The organism is Gardnerella lacydonensis, from assembly GCF_048545055.1.
In the GTDB taxonomy this organism is placed as follows: domain Bacteria; phylum Actinomycetota; class Actinomycetes; order Actinomycetales; family Bifidobacteriaceae; genus Bifidobacterium; species Bifidobacterium vaginale_C.
Window position 1 is genome coordinate 1 of sequence record NZ_JBKQXT010000006.1, and the last position, 19,057, is coordinate 19,057.

Annotated in this window: 13 protein-coding genes; 1 reads left to right on the top strand and 12 read right to left on the bottom strand. The window is 42.3% G+C overall.

Going from position 1 to position 19,057, the window contains the following annotated elements:
- Positions 1–256 precede the first annotated feature (256 nt).
- The 3 genes from gnd to ACJV45_RS06135 form a co-directional block, all read right to left on the bottom strand.
- Positions 257–1,132, bottom strand: coding sequence for a phosphogluconate dehydrogenase (NAD(+)-dependent, decarboxylating) (gene gnd / locus ACJV45_RS06125; RefSeq protein WP_419397893.1), 876 nt, complete (start codon positions 1,130–1,132; stop codon positions 257–259).
- Positions 1,133–1,229: 97 nt separating this feature from the next.
- Positions 1,230–2,570: a GntP family permease gene (locus ACJV45_RS06130; RefSeq protein ID WP_004124023.1), complete on the bottom strand. Its 1,341-nt coding sequence runs from the start codon at positions 2,568–2,570 to the stop codon at positions 1,230–1,232.
- A gap of 180 nt (positions 2,571–2,750) precedes the next feature.
- Positions 2,751–3,278, bottom strand: a complete 528-nt coding sequence (locus ACJV45_RS06135; RefSeq protein ID WP_016823661.1) for a gluconokinase — start codon at positions 3,276–3,278, stop codon at positions 2,751–2,753.
- A 161-nt stretch (positions 3,279–3,439) separates the two neighbouring features.
- Between ACJV45_RS06135 and ACJV45_RS06140 the strand changes: the two genes are divergently transcribed.
- Complete coding sequence (locus ACJV45_RS06140; protein ID WP_419397894.1) at positions 3,440–4,180, top strand: FadR/GntR family transcriptional regulator; 741 nt, start codon at positions 3,440–3,442, stop codon at positions 4,178–4,180.
- 46 nt (positions 4,181–4,226) lie between these two features.
- On the opposite strand, the gene ACJV45_RS06145 is transcribed toward ACJV45_RS06140, so the two are convergent.
- The 9 genes from ACJV45_RS06145 to ACJV45_RS06185 all read right to left on the bottom strand — a co-directional run bounded on the left by ACJV45_RS06145 (position 4,227) and on the right by ACJV45_RS06185 (position 18,794).
- Positions 4,227–5,060: an HD domain-containing protein gene (locus ACJV45_RS06145; RefSeq protein WP_419397895.1), complete on the bottom strand. Its 834-nt coding sequence runs from the start codon at positions 5,058–5,060 to the stop codon at positions 4,227–4,229.
- A gap of 82 nt (positions 5,061–5,142) precedes the next feature.
- On the bottom strand, positions 5,143–7,644 hold the full coding sequence (locus ACJV45_RS06150; RefSeq protein ID WP_016823665.1) for a KUP/HAK/KT family potassium transporter: 2,502 nt from the start codon (positions 7,642–7,644) through the stop codon (positions 5,143–5,145).
- A gap of 200 nt (positions 7,645–7,844) precedes the next feature.
- Positions 7,845–8,825: a TatD family hydrolase gene (locus ACJV45_RS06155; protein WP_116692483.1), complete on the bottom strand. Its 981-nt coding sequence runs from the start codon at positions 8,823–8,825 to the stop codon at positions 7,845–7,847.
- Positions 8,826–8,890: 65 nt separating this feature from the next.
- Entirely contained in the window at positions 8,891–10,687 is a 1,797-nt protein-coding gene (locus tag ACJV45_RS06160; RefSeq protein WP_019261662.1) for an ABC transporter ATP-binding protein, read from the bottom strand.
- Position 10,688: 1 nt separating this feature from the next.
- Positions 10,689–12,515 carry an ABC transporter ATP-binding protein gene (locus tag ACJV45_RS06165; protein ID WP_004123173.1) on the bottom strand — a complete coding sequence of 609 codons (1,827 nt, stop codon included), beginning with the start codon at positions 12,513–12,515 and terminating at the stop codon, positions 10,689–10,691.
- A gap of 330 nt (positions 12,516–12,845) precedes the next feature.
- A complete protein-coding gene (locus tag ACJV45_RS06170) occupies positions 12,846–14,594 on the bottom strand; it encodes an ABC transporter family substrate-binding protein (protein ID WP_004123171.1) in 1,749 nt (582 codons plus the stop codon).
- A 325-nt stretch (positions 14,595–14,919) separates the two neighbouring features.
- Positions 14,920–16,815: an ABC transporter ATP-binding protein gene (locus tag ACJV45_RS06175; RefSeq protein ID WP_020760736.1), complete on the bottom strand. Its 1,896-nt coding sequence runs from the start codon at positions 16,813–16,815 to the stop codon at positions 14,920–14,922.
- A 20-nt stretch (positions 16,816–16,835) separates the two neighbouring features.
- A complete protein-coding gene (locus ACJV45_RS06180; protein WP_004113854.1) occupies positions 16,836–17,783 on the bottom strand; it encodes an ABC transporter permease in 948 nt (315 codons plus the stop codon).
- 27 nt (positions 17,784–17,810) lie between these two features.
- Positions 17,811–18,794, bottom strand: a complete 984-nt coding sequence (locus tag ACJV45_RS06185) for an ABC transporter permease (protein ID WP_004138444.1) — start codon at positions 18,792–18,794, stop codon at positions 17,811–17,813.
- Between the last annotated feature and the right edge of the window lie 263 nt (positions 18,795–19,057).

Sequence of the window (19,057 nt, forward strand, 5' to 3'; positions counted from 1 at the left end):
CAAAACCATTGAAAACAAGCCAAAACATCGGCGTGTCGAAAACACGCAAAAAACCACAACAAACCACCACAACCACCAACACAAAACCAAAAACAACCCAAAAAACAAACAAAAAACCATAAAAAACCCAAAACCCGGGAGTGTCGCAAACAAAAATAGATGGGCAATTAACACATAACTGCCCATCTATACAATCTTTATCTATTTTTTATCTATTTTACCTATTTTTACCTTAGATATTTTCTACTTGCTTTGATTATTTTTTAGTCACATGGCCACCAAACTGCGCACGCAACGATGAAACTACTCGCAAAGTGTCATCTCCACCTCCGCGAGATACTTGGCGAGCCCACAATGAGCATGCGGTAACTGGGGTTGGAACACCAAGTTCAAGTGCAGCTTCAACCATCCACTTTGCTTCACCAGATTCATTAGCAACAGGAGGCATAGATTCTAATGTAGGATCGTCTTTTGCAGCGCGCGCGAATAAGTCAAGCAACCAAGATTGAACAACAGAACCTTGGCGCCATGAAGACATAACCTTAGCTGGATCATCTATTAATTCTGAACGCATCATTGTTGCAAAGCCTTCACCAAAAGCCTGCATCATGCCATATTCAATTCCATTGTGAACCATCTTGGCAAAATGACCACCACCAACAGCACCAGCATGAACTAGTCCGTCAGAGCCTTCAGGCTTCAAAGTCTCGAAAATTGGTAACATTCTCTGATAATCTTCATCGGAGCCGCCAGCCATCAATGCGTAACCACGAGTAGATCCCCAAACTCCGCCTGAAACTCCAACATCCATAAAATGGATTCCCTTTGCTTTTAATTCAGCAGAATGACGTTGATCATCAATATACCTAGTATTGCCTCCATCAATTACTAGGTCATTATCTTCGAGAAGATTGCTTAATTTTTCGATAGTTGTGTCTGTAGGAGAACCAGCTGGAACCATAACCCATACAATACGCGGACTAGAAAGTCTTTGTACCAATTTTTCTAAAGAATCAACATCTCGATTTGATTCGGCACTAACGTCGTATCCAACAACTTCATGACCTCCTTCGCGCAAGCGCTTAACCATGTTTCCGCCCATGCGCCCTAAACCGATAACACCTAATTGCATAATAAATTCCTTCTTTCAAATTTTTTGATAACTTTTAATAACTTTTAATAACTTTTGAAAAACTGTCACGAAACTTATTCAGATAATCTTTTTAATTTCATATGAACACAGGAACAACAGCAGAAACTAGCATAATAATTGCAAGTCCAACAACAGACAATACTGTTTCCATTAATGACCATGTTTTAAATGTTTGTCCTACGCTCATACCGAAATATTCTTTAACCAACCAGAATCCAGCATCATTTACATGAGATAAGAAGATTGATCCAGCACCAATAGCTAGTACGAGTAACGCTAATTGTACTTGATTTAGATTTGCAGCCAAAGGCGCAACAATTCCAGATGCCGTTACGGTTGCAACGGTTGCAGATCCAGTCGCCAGCCTAATTAGTACAGCAACAATCCATCCAGCAAGAAGAGGATTAAGATTTGCCTGAACAATGCCCGTAGCAATAACTTTACCAATTCCAGAATCTACAAGAGTTTGCTTGAATCCACCTCCAGCAGCAACTATCAACAAGATACTTGCAATTGAGGAGAACGAAAGGCCTACCAGAGAATTTAATGTATCCCTACTCCACTTTGCGCGAATAGCAAATAATATCATCGCAAAAATAGTGGTGATTGTAAGAGCTTCAAGTGGTGTTCCAATCCATGCAATTACACTACCAAATGTAGATTTTGATTGCCCCGTAATATCAACAACACTGGCTGCAAGCATAAGAATTACTGGAAGTAAAATTACGCTAGATGCTTCCGCGAATGTAGGGCGATTTTGTGGCTTATCTTCCTTCTTATTGTCTTCTTCTTTCTTAGCTTGAATAGGAACCATTTTTACCATCCAATGAACCATTAGAGGTCCTGCGATTGCTACAGTTGGTATGGCGATAATCAAACCAAAAGCCAAAGTCAATCCAAGGTTTGCATGCAAAGCATCAATAGCAACGAGCGGTCCAGGATGTGGCGGTACAAAAGCATGCAAAGCCGATAAGCCTGCGAGCGCCGGTATTCCTAAAGCAATTACTGGCATTTTTGTACGACGAGCAACAAGAAGAATAATTGGTATAAGTATCACTACACCAACTTCAAAGAACAGTGGAATTCCAACAATAAATGCGCTCAGCGCCATAGCCCATGGAAGCTTATGTTCTGGAGCTTTCTTAAGTATGGTGTCACAAATCACGTCTGCTCCACCAGAACGCGTAAGAAGAATTCCAATAATTCCGCCTAAAGCAATGAGTAATCCAACTCCTGATGCTGTGGAACCAACTCCATTAGTAAAGCTTGTAAGACTTTTATCATATGGAACTCCTGCAATGATTGCAGTTGCAATCGAACCAATCATCAACGATAGGAAGGGATGTACTTTTACCACTGCAATAAGTACGACAATAAGCGCTATACCTAATATTGCCGCAAGAATTAACCCACTCATAAATCCTCCATGATTTTGTGAATTGTTTTAATTATTGTGATGCTTTATTTATAATTCCTTGTGATCTTTTGTTTACGATCAATGCGCTAACAACTTTGTTATTTGCGTTAGTAATTTTTGAATGTATATTTTTGTGCTGCTTTACAATTGCGCCACTTTACAATTGCTATTGTTTTGCATTTATGATTGTTTTTGCAGCTGCGATTGTTCATATGCTTTCACTGCTTTGATAGCTCTATGAACCATATCTTCAACAGAACCTTCAATCGATATAACGGTTCCGTTTTCTTCTTTACCTAGAGGCTCCAAAATTGCGAACTGACTTGGCAATAAAGATGGCGGCATAAAGTGTCCTTTACGATCTTTTAGCCTCTGCGCTATTAACTCATGGCTTCCGTTTAAATGCAAGAAGTACACGTTTAGATTTTTAGAAAGAACTTCGCGATATGACCGTTTTAATGCAGAGCTTGAAACAACTGTGTTTTCTCCAAGACTTTCACGCGCAACCATCCATTTGTTAATAAGATCCAACCAAGGCCAACGATCTTCATCTGTTAGCGCAATTCCTGCGGACATTTTATCTATATTAGCTTTTGGATGAAAATCATCACCTTCTGCCAGAGTGTAACCAAGTTGATCACGAATTGCCTCAGAAACAGTAGACTTGCCGCAACCAGCAACGCCCATCACTACAATGTGAATCGCCATAATAGCTCCTTTGTTATTGACAACACTATAAGAATACCACACAAAGACTCTTTGTCAAAGAATTAAGAGTCTTTAATGTATTATTTTTTGAGCATAACTATATTTTCATTTTCTATTTGCTAGGATGAAACCATAAATATACATAAAACTGCGAGGCAAATATGGTGTCTAATACCACACAAAGTCAAATTTCTAGTGACTTAGTGACCGAAAACGCTCCTTTACATCTATCTATAGCGGATGCTCTCGCAGACGAAATAGTAAATAACAAATGGGAGCCAAAAACTAATCGAAAACTAGAAGATATTCAAAAACAATATGGAATATCTAGAACAGTAGCTCGAGAAGCAACAAGACTATTAGCATCTTTGGGGTGTGTACAATTTCAACGCGGAACAGGCGTAATAGCTTGCAGCCCAGAAAATTGGGACGATTTAAATGCACGCGTAATCACATGGAAATTACATTCACCATACAGAGAAAATGAACTACGAGCATTAACAGAACTTCGTCTTGTTGTAGAACCCGCTGCAGCAGCTGGATGCGCATTACGCGGAAATGTAGAAATACGCTATAAAGTGGGCGTAATTGGTCACGATATGCTAAAAGCAGTGGAAGAAAATAGACTGGCAGATTTTCATGAATTAGATATCCAGTTCCATACTCTTTTGCTTGCAAATAGCGGTAACCCGATTTTTGCAAAACTTAGTTCAATAGTTGAAAGCGTATTACGCGGCAGAGTTGAGCTAAATCTTTATCCGCAAAAACCAAACAAAGAAGCGATATTAAACCATAAAAAGGTGACGCAGGCAATTATGGAAGGTGACGCAGCTGCAGCAAGCGCTGCTATGCACGATATTGTAGCCGAAGTAAACACTGCACTTGGATTAGCGGCTTTATAGTCATAAAAGCAAAATCTAAGATTAAGCAAAGATTAATCAACTTTGCTTAATCAACCTTAAGCCCAAAGAAATCTGCAAGCTTGCAAACACTCACTCTGCCATACTTATTAACCAAGAACATCCATCGCTTTGCATTTTCTTCGCCAAATCGTTCAGCTTTACGTCTATATGTATCAACTGTTAAAAATCGCGGCGGAATCGACTTACTGTTGTATTTATCTGCAACCATCACAATTTCTTGTTCAATAGTTTGCGGAATATAGTCGCCAGCTGGAAGCGGTAAATTCTGCGAAACAACTTGCTCGCGAGTCAGCCCTACACCAGTATGATTACGCGCAAATTGCGCAGTATCTTCGCTAAAACCGTTATCAATCAAATAGTTGTAGCCGCGCAAGCCGTGCAAAATATAATGAGGACCGTCAAACTCCAACTTACCGTTCTCTTCGCGCGAACCGTCTTTATCTAAAACAAAATAAGTTCCGATATCGTGCAACAATCCTCCAGCAAATGCAGCATATTCGTCTACATAATCACTTGGAGCCGCACCCCCATCGATTTGAGGAAGAGATAATGGATCTAAATTTATTAATTTTTCAAGACACGACTTTGCTAAATCACATCTACTTTTTAAGTCTTTATTGATTTTAGATATTTGACATAGCATAATCCGTTCGACGGATGCTGGCGACTTATCCGCAAAATCCTCAATACTACCAAGCTGCTTAAAAGCCAACAACTGATTTTGGTGTCTTGCGAGCATCCAAGAAATCGTAGCAATAACAACACAATGGCAGTGAATCAAATTGTACGCAGCTTCACTTGGCGCAGCAGCGCGATGCAACTTTTCGATCCTATTAAAATCAGGCAAATCTGCAAGCATAATTACACCGCGCTCCTTAAAACAAAGCAACACAATAAAGCAACACAAACAAAGCACTTGTTGCTTAGTTGCTTAAATCACTTCACTTTTTAACTGCTTTAATCTGACCAGTATCTATTCTAGCGATTTTGCCAGTGTTAGATATTTTAGATTCCTTAGGATCCTTATTTGCAGACTTTTCAGACTTCTCAGACTTGCCATCGCTAGAAACATTTGCATTAACAATATCTCTAGCGTTCATAATAGTTGTTTGTTCAGCATCCGACGCAACATCAGACACAACTCCTGAACCTTGCAAAGACTGAACTGCTCTAGAAGAAGCAACTTCTTCTCTCTTTAAACGAGGAGGTCTACGAGTGGAAACAAACAACGGCTGAACTTCTACAACAGGATTATACGGAGCTAATCCAAACCACTTAACAGGCGTTCCAGCAATATGACGAATCGCATACTTCATTTTTAGCGATAACGCACCACGCAAAGAAATATTCGACTCAGGCATCAAAGCCTTATGCAAAAGCACGTAACGAATTGGACCAATATCTGGATCCGCATCAACCTTAGGGTACACAGATTGCTGTTGCGGAAGCTCGCCAGTATGCGACAAATCGTGCATAATCTGATGCAAATACGCAGGAATCGAAGGAGAAACCTTAAACCCAAGTTTGATCTTAACGCGGAACAAATAGTCCGTACCAAAATTCTCCACGCAATATTCGCGAGTAAACGGAGCATCATCCGTTTCCACTGACACAGCCCACCACGCGCGCGCACGCTTAGGATGATCCGCAAAAATAGAGAAGAAGATTCCAGTATCCAAACGCTTCATTTCCTTATCTGAAGTCAAATAAACAATGTTATCTGCAAAATAAGGAATACGGAAATCACGATGAAGCTTATCTAGCACAGGCAGAAAATCCTTAGGCTTCATGTGCAAGCGTTGAGAACGCTCAATCTTAGTGCCATCCTTCCAAGTGAGCATAACGATAAGAATCGTAGCCCCAAGAATCATGGTAAACCAACCACCATGCATGAATTTTGCCATAGATGCTATAAAGAACAAAATCTCGATAATCAAGAACACAGTGGCAAAAATTAAAGCAGCAATCTTCTTCTTTTGATACCACATGTGAACAGTAAGAAGTGTTGTTGTAGCAATCATGGTAAGCGTAAGCGCAAGACCGTATGCTCCAGATATATGCTCTGAATCTTTAAACACAGCTAAAACCGTAAGAGTTGCAAGACAAAGCACAAAATTAACAACTGGAATATAAAGCTGACCACGAGTACGCGCAGGGTAACGCACCTGGAGATGAGGCATCCAATTAAGGCTTGTAGCTTCTGAAACCATAGTGAATGCACCAGTAATCAAAGCCTGTGATGCAATAATGCCTGCTGTTACAGAAAGCACAACGGCTACATAACGTAAATTCGGGCTGAGCATCTGGAAGAAAGGATTTAAGCCTTCTATAGACCATAATGCTTTATTGTTTTGATGTTGTAGCATCCAGCTGCCTTGACCAAAGTAGTTTAGAACAAGAGCAACTTTAATAAATGGCCACGTAACGTAAACGTTTCCACGCCCAACATGGCCCATATCAGAATACAAGGCTTCCGCACCTGTTGTGGAAAGGAATATGATGCCCATTAACGCCATTCCTTGCACATTGTGCGAACTAAACAAAAACTTCAAGCCGTAAATTGGGTTCAAAGCTTCAAAAATTGCCCAATCTTCTCCAATATTCATGATTCCAACAAGCGCTAGGAATCCGAACCATATCATAACTACTATGCCGAAAACTTTGCCTATTCTTTCAGTTCCTCGCTGTTGAACCGAAAACAGAATCACAATAATAACCACGGTGATCATTAAAGATAGATTGTCGTTTTCTAAGAAAATAGGCCTAAACGCAGATATAGTTCGCAGACCTTCTACTGCGGAAGATATTGAAACTGCTGGAGTTAAAACAGAATCAGCAAGGAACGCAGCACCGCCAATCATTGCTGGAATCGCAAGCCACGCGCCTTTTCGTCTAATAAGCGAGTAGAGTGCAAAAATTCCACCTTCGCCTTTGTTGTCTGTGCGCATAGCTACAAACACGTATTTTACGGTTGTGATCAGCGTGATTGACCAAAACACTAGGGATAACATTCCGTAAACGGCTTCGCGACTAATGTTTTGCAATCCGCCTTGACCAGCTAAGAATGTTTGAGCAGTGTACAAAGGAGAAGTTCCAATATCTCCATAAACAACGCCCAATGCCACTATCGACATACCTAAAGTAAATTTATCTGAGCTGGTTTGGATCTTCGCCCACCATCTGCCAAGTGGACCTCTAACCGCACTATCCGCAAGCTTTTCAGCCTCTTTAACTTCTTTAGCCTGCTGATACGCCAACGCCTCTCGTTCTTCGCGAGTGGTGGTTTTCTGAGAAACTTTTGGCGCTTTTGTAAAAGAAGCGGCTTTTAGAATCGCCTCTTTAGGGTTCGTTACTCCCTTAGCAGCCTTCTCAGACTCCTTCGCCCCGTTGCGAAGATCCTTAGCGTCATCGTTAGATAGCGCTGAAACGCGTGACTTAGTCATGCTTGATTTTTCCTCCAAAAAGTAAGACCTCTTCTTTGCAATAATCTGCCATAATAAGAAGTCGCATATGGTCTTACTGCTTACAGTTTTATTTATTTGTACCTAAATATTGTATACAATAACAGATATATAGCGCAAAATTGCCACAGAATCCTTGAAAAATAAGGCTTAATCAAAGCAAGAATATAAGACTAGATCATCTAAAAACCGTAGATTTCTTTCGTTGTTTTTAAAGTTGACTTTGCTACTTCTAGCAAAGAACAGTCAAGCGCGGTTGCTAACGATTCAAGTGTATAAGGAACCATATAAGGCGCGTTCGGACGACCCCTATACGGCATTGGTGTAAGGTACGGCGCATCTGTTTCAACAGTTATGTGATCTTTGCCAATGATTCGCGCAGATTCTTGTAAATCTTCGTTACCTTTATAGCTAATCGTTCCAGAAAAACTTGCGTACCATCCGTTTTCTTTTAGCACTTGAGCTAAGTCTTTCCCGCCAGAATAGCTGTGAAACACTGTGCGCTCTGGCGCTCCGTCTTTTAGCAAAATTTCTACAACATCACTATGAGCATCTCTATCGTGAATTTGAAGCGGCAAATTAAGCTCTTTTGCAAGTGCTATATGCGCGCGGAATGATTCGCGTTGGTAAATCCTTGCAGACTCGCCTGTGCGAAAATAGTCTAATCCCGTTTCACCTATTGCCACTACTTCTTCTGCGTTATCTACGACTAGCGAGCGCAAGTGTTGCATTGCTTCGTCAAATGGAATATCGTGGTACGGCTTATAAACCACCGGTAAGCCGTCTGGCCCTTCTGCTCCCCTATGACCGTGTAGAGGCGCTTCATTGGGGTGAATCGCTATTGCAGCACGCACGCAATCCGCGTGAGCTGCCGCAAAATCTATTGTTGGCTGCCAATCTGGGTATTCGCATCCAACTTCAATCATTTTAGAAACGCCTGATGCTTTTGCGCTATTTACTAAGTCATCTGCACTTGGTTCCGCAATTGGTTCTCGCCCTTTTTGCGATAATTCTTGATTAAGATTTTTTGCAAAATCCACTACGCTTAACATGTGTGTGTGGTCGTCTGCAATTGTTATGCCTTCTTTAATTAGATTCTGCCATATTTCAGACTGCTCTGTTAAAGAAGGCGCCCAATTGTGCTCGCGATGATGCTTACTCATGATTTACAAGTGTAGTCGCATATTTAACGTGACTTAAAACGTGACTTAAAACGCAACTTTTGCGCTTACTGGATCGCAGCACTAATCGCAGCGTATTGCGATTCCACAAGCCTGTAGTATGCACCTTTTTGCTCCATAAGTTGCTCGTGGCTTCCGCGCTCCACGATTTGCCCATGGTCAATCACACAAATCAAATCCGCATTCTCGATTGTAGAAAGCCTGTGTGCAATCACAAAAGAAGTACGATTTTTAAGCAATTGAGCCAATCCAGCTTGCAACGCCTCTTCTGTACGCGTATCTATATTGCTTGTTGCTTCGTCTAGAATTAGAATTCGCGGATTCGCAAGTAATACTCTGGCAAACGATATAAGCTGCCTTTGTCCTGCAGAAAGAGTGGCTCCTCGCTCCTCAATTTCCGTATCGTAGCCATTAGGCAATTCTTCAATAAACTCGTGCGCGTGAACTATGCGAGCCGCCGACTCAATCTCCTCGTCTGTTGCATCAAGCTTACCGTAACGAATGTTTTCTTTAACAGTTCCGCTAAATATAAAGCTGTCTTGAAGCATAACGCCCATTTGTTTGCGCAAAGATGCTAACGTTATTGAGCGCACATCGTAGCCGTCAATTGTGATTGAGCCTTCGGAAACGTCGTAGAATCTAGAAAGCAGGCTTACAAGCGTTGTTTTACCCGCTCCAGTAGGACCTACAAGCGCAACCGTTGTTCCAGGCTCAATGTGCAAGTCAACTAAATTCAAAATCGGCTTTCCGTTCTCTTCGTAGCGGAACACAACGTCGTTTACGTAAACCCTGCCTTTAATTTGCGGCAATTCTTTTGCATCTGGCTTATCTACAATATTTGGCTTAATGCTTAGCGTTTCAAAAATACGCTCCAAATACACTGAGCATGTTACAAGTTGCGTGTAGAAGTTACCAATGTTTACAACTGGCTCCCAAAAAGTACTCGAATACCACACAAATGCTATAAGCGTACCCGTGCTTATGTTCATACTGCTCGCGTTTGTTATGCCAACGTAGTAGAGCAGCGAAATTGCTGCGCTTTCAATAATCGAAGCTCCTGGCCAAAGTAGCATTTGCACTCTAACGTTTCGCATCCACGCTTTTCTGACTCCCGACTGCTGCTCTTGGAATGTAGCGTATTGTTCTGATTCACGCGCAAAAGTTTGAGTGGTTTTTACTCCTGCGATTGATTCGTGCAAATATGCGTTAAGATTGCTTTGCTTATTTGACAGTTTTTTAGACGCTTTTCGTTGCAAAATTTGCAAAGTGCGAGTCCAGATTATAAAAACTGGGAATAATACAAGGCTCCACAATGCCATTCGCCAATCTATAGAAAACATTGCGATCAGCGTAATGATTAGCACAAAAACATCGGAAAATACGTTGATTAAACCAGACGAAAGCGTGTCGGAAAGCGTATTAATGTAGTTTACTATGCGAATCAAAATTTTGCCGTGTGGGCGCGAATCGAAGTAATCAAACGACAACGATTGCACGTGCGTAAAAATATCGCGGCGCATATCTTTAATTATCATTTGACCAAGTCGCGTAATAGCAAGCGTTCTGTATGCCAAACCAAGCTCATACAACACAATAAGCACGCCAAACAATGCAATAAGCGCATACAAATACGAAACGTTTTTATTAGGCAAAACTACGTCTATAAGTGTTTTTGTAATCATTGGCGTTATTGTCATAATGCAACTTCCGCTAATAACAACTAAAACTATTTTGACTAGCTGCCATGCGTACGGCTTTATGTATTTGCGAACGCGCATCAACTCGTGTAAATTTACGTGCTCTTCTTGGCTTTCATCTTCTTTATAAGTGTTGCGTTGCGCCATTCTACTCACCTTTAGCCTTGTCTAAATCTTCAAATCCCAAAGCTTTGCCCATTTGCATACCAAGCTGCTTTTTGTAGATTTCCCAATATCTTCCATGCGACGCCACAAGATGCTCATGCGTTCCGCGTTCTACGATTTTGCCGTGATCTAGCACAATAATCATGTCTGCATCTTTAACAGACGAGATTCTGTGCGCAATTGTGATTACTGTGCGAGAACCATCTAACTTTTTTAGCTCTTTTTGGATATGCTCCTCAGTTTCCATGTCTACTGCAGAAGTTGTATCGTCCATAATCAAGATTGCAGGATTATTAGCTAGCGCGCGAGCAAGACTTAAGCGCTGCTTTTGACCGCCCGAAAGACCAACTCCTCGCTCGCCTACTATAGTTTCGTAGCCTTCTGGCATATTCATAATAAAATCGTCTGCATCTGCGATTCTTGCCATGCGCCTAATCGTGTTATCTAATTCTTTGCAATTTTCCTCGTTTTGAGGCAACCCAAAGCCAATATTTCCTGCAATCGTATCGGAAAACAGGAATGTTTCTTGCGCAACTATGCTAACTTGATTTCTAACAGTTTCTAGAGGCAATTCGCGCACGTCTTTTCCATCAATTAAAACACGACCACGCGTAGGATCATAGAATCTTGCTATAAGACTTACAAGCGTTGACTTTCCAGCTCCTGTTTCGCCTAAGATTCCAAGCTTTGTGCCTGCTGGAACATCTAAATCAATATCGCTTAAAACTGGGGAATCAAGATCATCTGGGAACGCAAAATCAACGTGTTCAAAAGTTACATGGCCCTTTACCTTAACGTTTTTCTCGGAGGCAGATGGCAAATCAATATGCGATTCTTGCGTAAGAAGCTTACGAATATTTACACATCCTGCGTTGAATCGCTGCCAATCGTTAATAAGCCACCCAACCATTCTTACTGGCATGTGGAGCATCCAAAGGAAGCTGTTAAACGTTACAAACGCGCCCAAAGTCATGCTTCCGTTAAGCACAAGCCATCCGCCAAATCCTACTGTTACAAGCTCTAGCGCAAAGCCCATGCCGTCAAGCCATGGCATGTATTTTTGCGTGTTTTTTGCAAGCGTAATATTGCGGTTAAAGTAGTCTTCGTTGCATTTATCGAATTTCTGTGTTTCAAAAGGCTCGCGCACAAAAGCCTTTACAACACGATTGCCTTCAATATTTTCTTCTACCATTGAGTTCATTCGCGCAAACGATTCGCGAATCGCAAGAAACTTTGGCCTAGCATTCTTGCCCATAAGTCTTGCAAGCAAGAACAAAAATGGCGTAATTGCCATAAGTGCTAGCGCTAGCTGCCATTGGATTGAAAACATTATAACTAGCGCAAACACAAACATCACTAAGCAATCCAGCGCCATATAAGATACCCAGCTTAAAATGTGGCGAATCGCGTCCGTATCCGAAGTCATGCGGCTCATAATGTCGCCTGTGCGCGTGTGATTAAAGTACGTAAAATCAAGCGAATGTAGCTTTTCGTACTCGTCGCTTACAAGGCGATACACGGCATTTTGGCCAAACTTTTCCATTAGAAGCTGGTAGATATACCTTGATCCAACGCGAACAATCATCATTGCAACCATTAGCACGCATACGCCAAGAAGTAAATCATGCTGTTTGCCAATAATTATTTTGTCTACAATAAAGCCCGAAAGCAGAGGCATTGTCATTGCCATTGTGTCGTTTATAGTAAAAAGAACTAGCGATACGCCTACTCTCCACATATCTGGCTTACAATATTGCAAAACCCAGCGCACGTTACTCGCGTCTTTGCGTTTATTTGGATTTACATACATGCGCTAGATTCTCCCTTATTTTTGACTTTGTTTTTTGAGACTTAATCTTAAATTTATAGTTTAATCGACAGCTCTTGTTTGGTGTTGAGCGAGTTTCGTAGCGAGCGCTTATTCCTCACGGCATAGCCGTTCGGCTGATTTGGCATGTGAAGCACACCGTGCTTCACAATTGAGCCAAATCACGCTTTGAAGGAGCTTGAAATCCTGTTGATTTCAAGCTCAGTCAAAGCGCACGAAAGCATGTGGCGTGCAGCCAAAGACCACACGCCACATGCTATAAGTTAAGCAATCAGCTTAGTAAACTTGCGCGAGTTATCGCTACAAATTTACTCACTTCTGCCAACCAATGTTTTCAACAAAAACGTTAGCATATCCAGCAGGACCGCCGTTAGCGAAGCCCTTCTTGTATGCCTGATAGGTTGGAGGAGCAGAAACTGGGAGTGTACCATACTCGGCGAAAGCCATGGACTCACCCTTGTTGGCCAATGCAGTCTGTTCCTTGTAATCGTAGGTCTTGCCAATCTTGGCTAGAACGGCATCAATCTTCTTGCTGCCAGTGCCAGTAAAGTTGGAATCGCTCTTAGAACCGTATACCTGGGAAGCGGATGCCAAGAAGCTCAATGGAGATTGGGAAACCCAAGCCATTGGAAGCACCTGGAAGTCGAAGGAGCTTACAGTCTTAGAGAACTTAGATGCAGGCTTGTTTACAGTCTTGCACTTCATTCCAGCCTTCTTCATCATTGCCTGGAATGCGTTAGCAAGAGCTGCCTGAGTGGAGTCATCGCCGAAGAAGGTAAATGTAAACTGAACGGTCTTACCATTCTTAGCGTAGTAGCCGTCTTTGCCCATCTTGTAGCCAGCGGCCTCAAGAGTCTTCTTAGCGTTTTCTACGTTGAACTTACCATCAGCTGGGAGGTTGTTCTTGTAGCCAGCCTGGAACATGGAGAGAAGCTCCGAACCTGGCTGCTCGCTCTTCCAGCTCATTCCCTGGAACTGAATCTTGTTGTATGTAGCAACGTCGAATGCCTGAACAACAGCCTTACGCACGGCCTTATCCTTGAATGCGCCAGCCTTTGCGTTTAAGTTAATAACACGAATCTTGGTGCTGTAGCCGTAACGGAGCTGAGCGCCCTTAACGCTACGAGCAGCCTTGATCTTATCCTTGGTGGAGATGGAATCCACGGAATCGATTTCGCCGTTCTGGAAAGCGTTCATTGCAGCGGTATCTTCCATACGCTTTACAACGACCTTGTCAAGCTTTGCCTTCTTGCCCCACCACTTTGGATTGCGCACGAAAACAACCTGATCTTCAGTTGCGGACTGAATCTCGAATGGACCTGCACCCCACTCGTTGTGAGGATTATTTACCCAACCCTGGTTGAACACAGTCGGATCGGTTGCCTTTGGATGAACCAATGGAGCGAAAAGCAATTCCCAAGTTGCGCATGGCTTATTGTACTTAACGATTACTTGCTTAGGATTTGCGCCCTGCTCAACGGACTCAATGCAATCATAGCCCTCGTGAGATGGTACAGAGTAGGCTTCGTTCTTGCCATTCATAACTTCCCAAGTAGCCTTGAAAGCAGTGTAGTCGATGTCTGTACCATCGTTCCACTTAGCCTTTGGGTTCAAATCGTACTGAACTACGAGTGGCTTGTCGCTAACCTTCTTAACAGAAGTAATGTAATCAGGGTTGTACTTAACCTTCTCGCCCTTAACAGTGTCGTAATAAGGAAGCGATGGCTGGTAGAAGCCCCACAAAGTGCTCATATAAGCGGTATTACCGTCGTTAGAAGCGTAGTTCCAGTTTGGACCCATGTCGGAAAGCGAGAACGTGTAAGTACCGCCATCCTTAACATTGTCACGAGGCTGTGGATTGTCATAGCGCTTGTCAACCTTAGGCATTGGAAGAGCGCCAGTGTAGGAAGTATCCACACCTGCGGCTGGCTCTTCGGTCATACCGCCCTTGGCCTTATCTGCTGTAGTAGCAGTTGTGCCACCGCAAGCGCCGAGTAGCATTGCAACAGAAAGTGCAGCTGCGGCGAATACAGTTAATTTGCCTGCATTAGTTTTTTTCATGATTCCTCTCATTCCCCAGAAATGATGTCCGCTTTCTGGTATGTGTGTAGAGTATATCTAATCTTTTGACATTTTGTGTTACGACTTTTTTAACAAATACTGAATTTAAGCTTTTGTTACTTAAGATTTAATCCATAAAAAAGAAAATTAAATACATAAAACAGTCAAACAGAAAATTTTTTAGTTTATTTTAATTAAAAAACAAAATATATTACTTTTTTTAGAATTTATGTGCCTGTAACAAAAAATCGCGTGTGTCTTGCATAACACACGCGATCAAAATTGCCCTAAACAAAAGTTTAGGCGTATTCACAAAAGATTAGAATCAGACGCTTGCAACGTCATCAAACGAATCTTCTTCATTGAGAATAATACGCTTACGATTCTTCTCAATCGCAGGATCTGGAATTGGCACAGCACTAATCAAAGCCTTAGTGTACGGATGCTTAGGATTATCAAATACCTCATCCGTTTCGCCAGATTCAACAATGCGTCCGTGGTACATAACAGCAATTCTGCTAGAAATATGACGAACAACAGCCATGTTGTGAGCCACAAACAAGTAAGCAACACCCAACTTATCCTGCAAATCTTCAAGCAAGTTAATAATGCCAGCCTGAATAGAAACATCCAAAGCCGAAACAGGCTCATCAAGAAGAAGCAGCTTAGGGTTTACAGCCAAAGCGCGAGCAATAGCAATACGCTGACGCTGGCCACCAGAGAACTGCGTTGGGAAGCGATCAACCTGATCTGGATTCAGCTCAACAAGCTGCATAAGCTCAGCAATACGCTGACGAATCTCTTCCTTAGACTTCTTTTGAACATGAAGAGGCTCTGCCAAAATATCGTAAACAAGCATACGAGGATCAAGAGAGCTCATAGGATCCTGGAACACGTATTGAATCTTAGAACGAAGCTCGCGACGCTGCTCTTTAGTCAACTTATCGTTAAGCTCGGTGCCAAAAACTGTAATAGAGCCAGCTTCTGGCTTCTTTAAACTCATGATTTCCATCAAAGTAGTTGACTTACCAGAACCAGATTCGCCAACAAGGGCCACAGTTTCGCCTTCGCGAATCTCAAGGTCAATACCATCAACAGCACGAACCTCGCCAACCTTGCGTCGCAAGAAACCGCCACCTGTAATTGGGAACGTTTTAACCAATCCCTTAACATCCAAAACAACCTTGCGATCCTCGCGAGGAATGCCCTCAAACATTGGCTTAATCGTTTTTTCGGTTTCCGCATGAAGCAGCGCGCGAACAGTTTCGCTTTCTGCTTCCAGACCCATCATGTCGCTAGTATCTCCACTCTTTTCTTCTGCCATCAACATATCCATTGTTGGCTTAGAAATTGGAGTTAAGCGGCGAGTACGCTTTTGATCAACACGAGGAACAGCACCAAGCAAGCCAATTGTGTATGGCTGAGTTGGATGAGCAAAAATCTCCTCAACGCTATTATGCTCAACCAAATGACCCGCATACATAACAATAACTTCGTCTGCAACGCCAGCAATAACACCCAAATCGTGAGTAATGAAGATCATTGCGGCGCCAGTTTCTTTCTGCGCTTTCTTCAAAACATCCAAAACTTGAGCCTGAATCGTAACATCCAAAGCGGTAGTAGGCTCATCAGCAATAATAATATCTGGGTTATTCGCGATTGCCATAGCAATCATAACGCGCTGACGCATACCGCCAGAAAACTCATGAGGGAAAGACTTTAAGCGCTCAGCTGGCTTAGTGATACCAACCAAGTTAAGCAATTCAATAGAGCGCTCACGAATCTGTTCTTCGGTCATATCTGGATTATGAATAACCAAAGCTTCCTTAAGCTGATCTCCAATAGAAAACACTGGAGTTAAAGCAGAAAGAGGATCCTGGAATACCATAGCAATATTCTTGCCACGAATCTTACTCATCTCTGCATCAGACTTCGTTAACAGCTCTTCGCCCTTATAAACAACAGAACCCTTAACAGACGCGTTCTTATCCAGCAAGCCCATAACAGCAAGGGAAGTAACCGACTTACCAGATCCAGATTCACCTACAATACCAATGGTTTTTCCGCGGTACAAATCAAAATTCATATTGCGTACTGCATGAACCGTACCAGCTTCCGAAGCAAAGCTAACTTGCAAATTGCGTACAGAAAGAAGTGGTTCGTTGTTCTGATTTTCCATCACAGAATCTTCCTTAATTGCGTCATTCACCATATCAGTCATGTTTAAACCTCCAACAAGCCTTACTCGGCCTTACCAACAGACCTAGAATATGGATCAATCGCATCGCGAAGACCATCGCCAATAAGCTGAACGGAGAAAGTCAAAATAACCAAAACCGCAGAAGGAACCAAAAGAACCCAAGGAGAGGTCATAACGCTACTTTGACCAACATTAAGAAGAGTACCCAAAGAAGTATCTGGAGCCTTGATACCAAGACCCAAGAAGCTCAATGCGGTTTCGCCGTTGATTGCACCAATAACACCGAGAACCGTATTAATAATCAATACAGAACCAAGATTTGGAACAAGGTGGCGAACAATAATGCGGAACGAAGAAACACCTTCAAACTTGGCTGCGCGCACATATTCACGCTCGCGCAAACTCAAAGTCAAAGTTCTAAGCGTACGAGCATAACCAATCCAACCAAAGGAAGTCATACCAAATGCAAGCCAAAGCCAATCATTGCCACCAGTCGCGGAGCTAACAATCAAAGCAATAAGCAAGAAGGATGGAACAATCAAAAGCATGTCCAAAACCCACATGCCAACTTGCTCAAACCAACCCTCAAAGTAAGAAATAGCAGTACCAACCAAAGCAGCAATAATTGTAATAGAAATGGAGCTTACAATACCAATAGAAAGCGAGCGACCAAGTCCGCGAACAACCATTGCATACATGTCAGAACCGCCAGGCGTTGTGCCAAGCCAATGCTCTGCGCTAGGAGGAGTTGCAAGAGCAGTAAAATCAGGCTCATCGTAACCCCACTTACTAATCTTAGATCCAAACAACGCAAGAAGAATCAAGAACACAAGCAAAACCAAGCCAACGACGGCAGATGGTCGCCTAAAGAAACGACGCGTATAAAGCGTAATCTTGCCAGTGCGCTTAAAATTACCCCAAGAATTAGCAGTCGCCTTCTTGTCTGCAGCAGACTCTTGAAGGTTTGAAGATACATCTTTTTTACTCATATCAATAACACCTACACTGTTCTGCAATTAGTTCAAGCGAATACGTGGATCAAGCCAAGCAGAGAAGATATCTGCCAGCAAAGCTCCAGCCAAAGTACACACAGCTCCGAATGCAGCAATAGCAACAGAACCATTAATGTCATTATTAGAAATTGTTTGCACAAAATAGCTACCCAAACCGTTAATTGCGAACACGGTCTCAGTAATCACAGCACCCGTGAACACACCTGCAATAGAGAAGGCGACGTCCACAGCTGTAGGAATCAAAGAAGTACGCAAAGCGTGGCGGCGAATAGCAATGTTCAAAGGCAATCCCTTAGCACGAGCAGTGCGAACATAATCAGCATTCATAGTGTCAAGCAAATAAGTGCGCTGCGTAAGATGGTATCCAACCATGCCAGGAACAGTCATAACAATTGTCGGCAAAATCAAATGCTGTAAGAAGTCAAGAACAAAAGCAATAGGGTTAGAACCTTGATAAGAATGCAATCCCGTAACAAAGAATAAACGAGAGCCAGCAGCATTGTTAACGCTAATTGCAGCTAACACAATAAGCAATCCAAACACAGCAGCTGGAACAACAAGCAAGAACGTAGCAATAGAGTTAAGAACCCTGTCTTGCCACTTATATTGACGAATAGCAGTATAAACGCCAACACTAACACCGAAAACAATACCAAGAACAGTTGCGCAAGTAACTAATTGGACAGACGCACCAATACGAGCCGCAATCGCAGGACCAACAGGAGCCTGCTCTGGGCTTAATCCCCAATCCCAACGAGTAAGAACGCCAGTAATCCAACGCAAATATCTCGTAATAACTGGAGTTTGGTCGTTAATGTTCGCCAAATCCAAAGAACGGTTAATCGAAGGAATTGGTGGATGCGGATGCCTAGACATATAATTCGATCGCGGATCCATAAAAGCACTTGCCAAGAAATACGTCATGGATACGGAGACAAACAGCATCACAACATAATTCAGGCATCGTTTAACGATGTATCGTATCATTGTGACTCTTTTCTACGTCTAAACATTGTTACCTCCATTTGGTAACTGCAAGCCTCAAGCCTGCACACTGCTATCGTTTGCTATACCCAGTTGCAAAAGCAAATCAAAAGCATACTCAAGGCACACTTAAGTAAGCCCTCATAAATGGGACATGTAATTAGTATATTTTTAGCTAACCTATGTACATTGCTTAAAATAAACATGCAATAATACGGAATAAATATCAATTATCACAAAAATTAATACACAAAATCAACAAAACA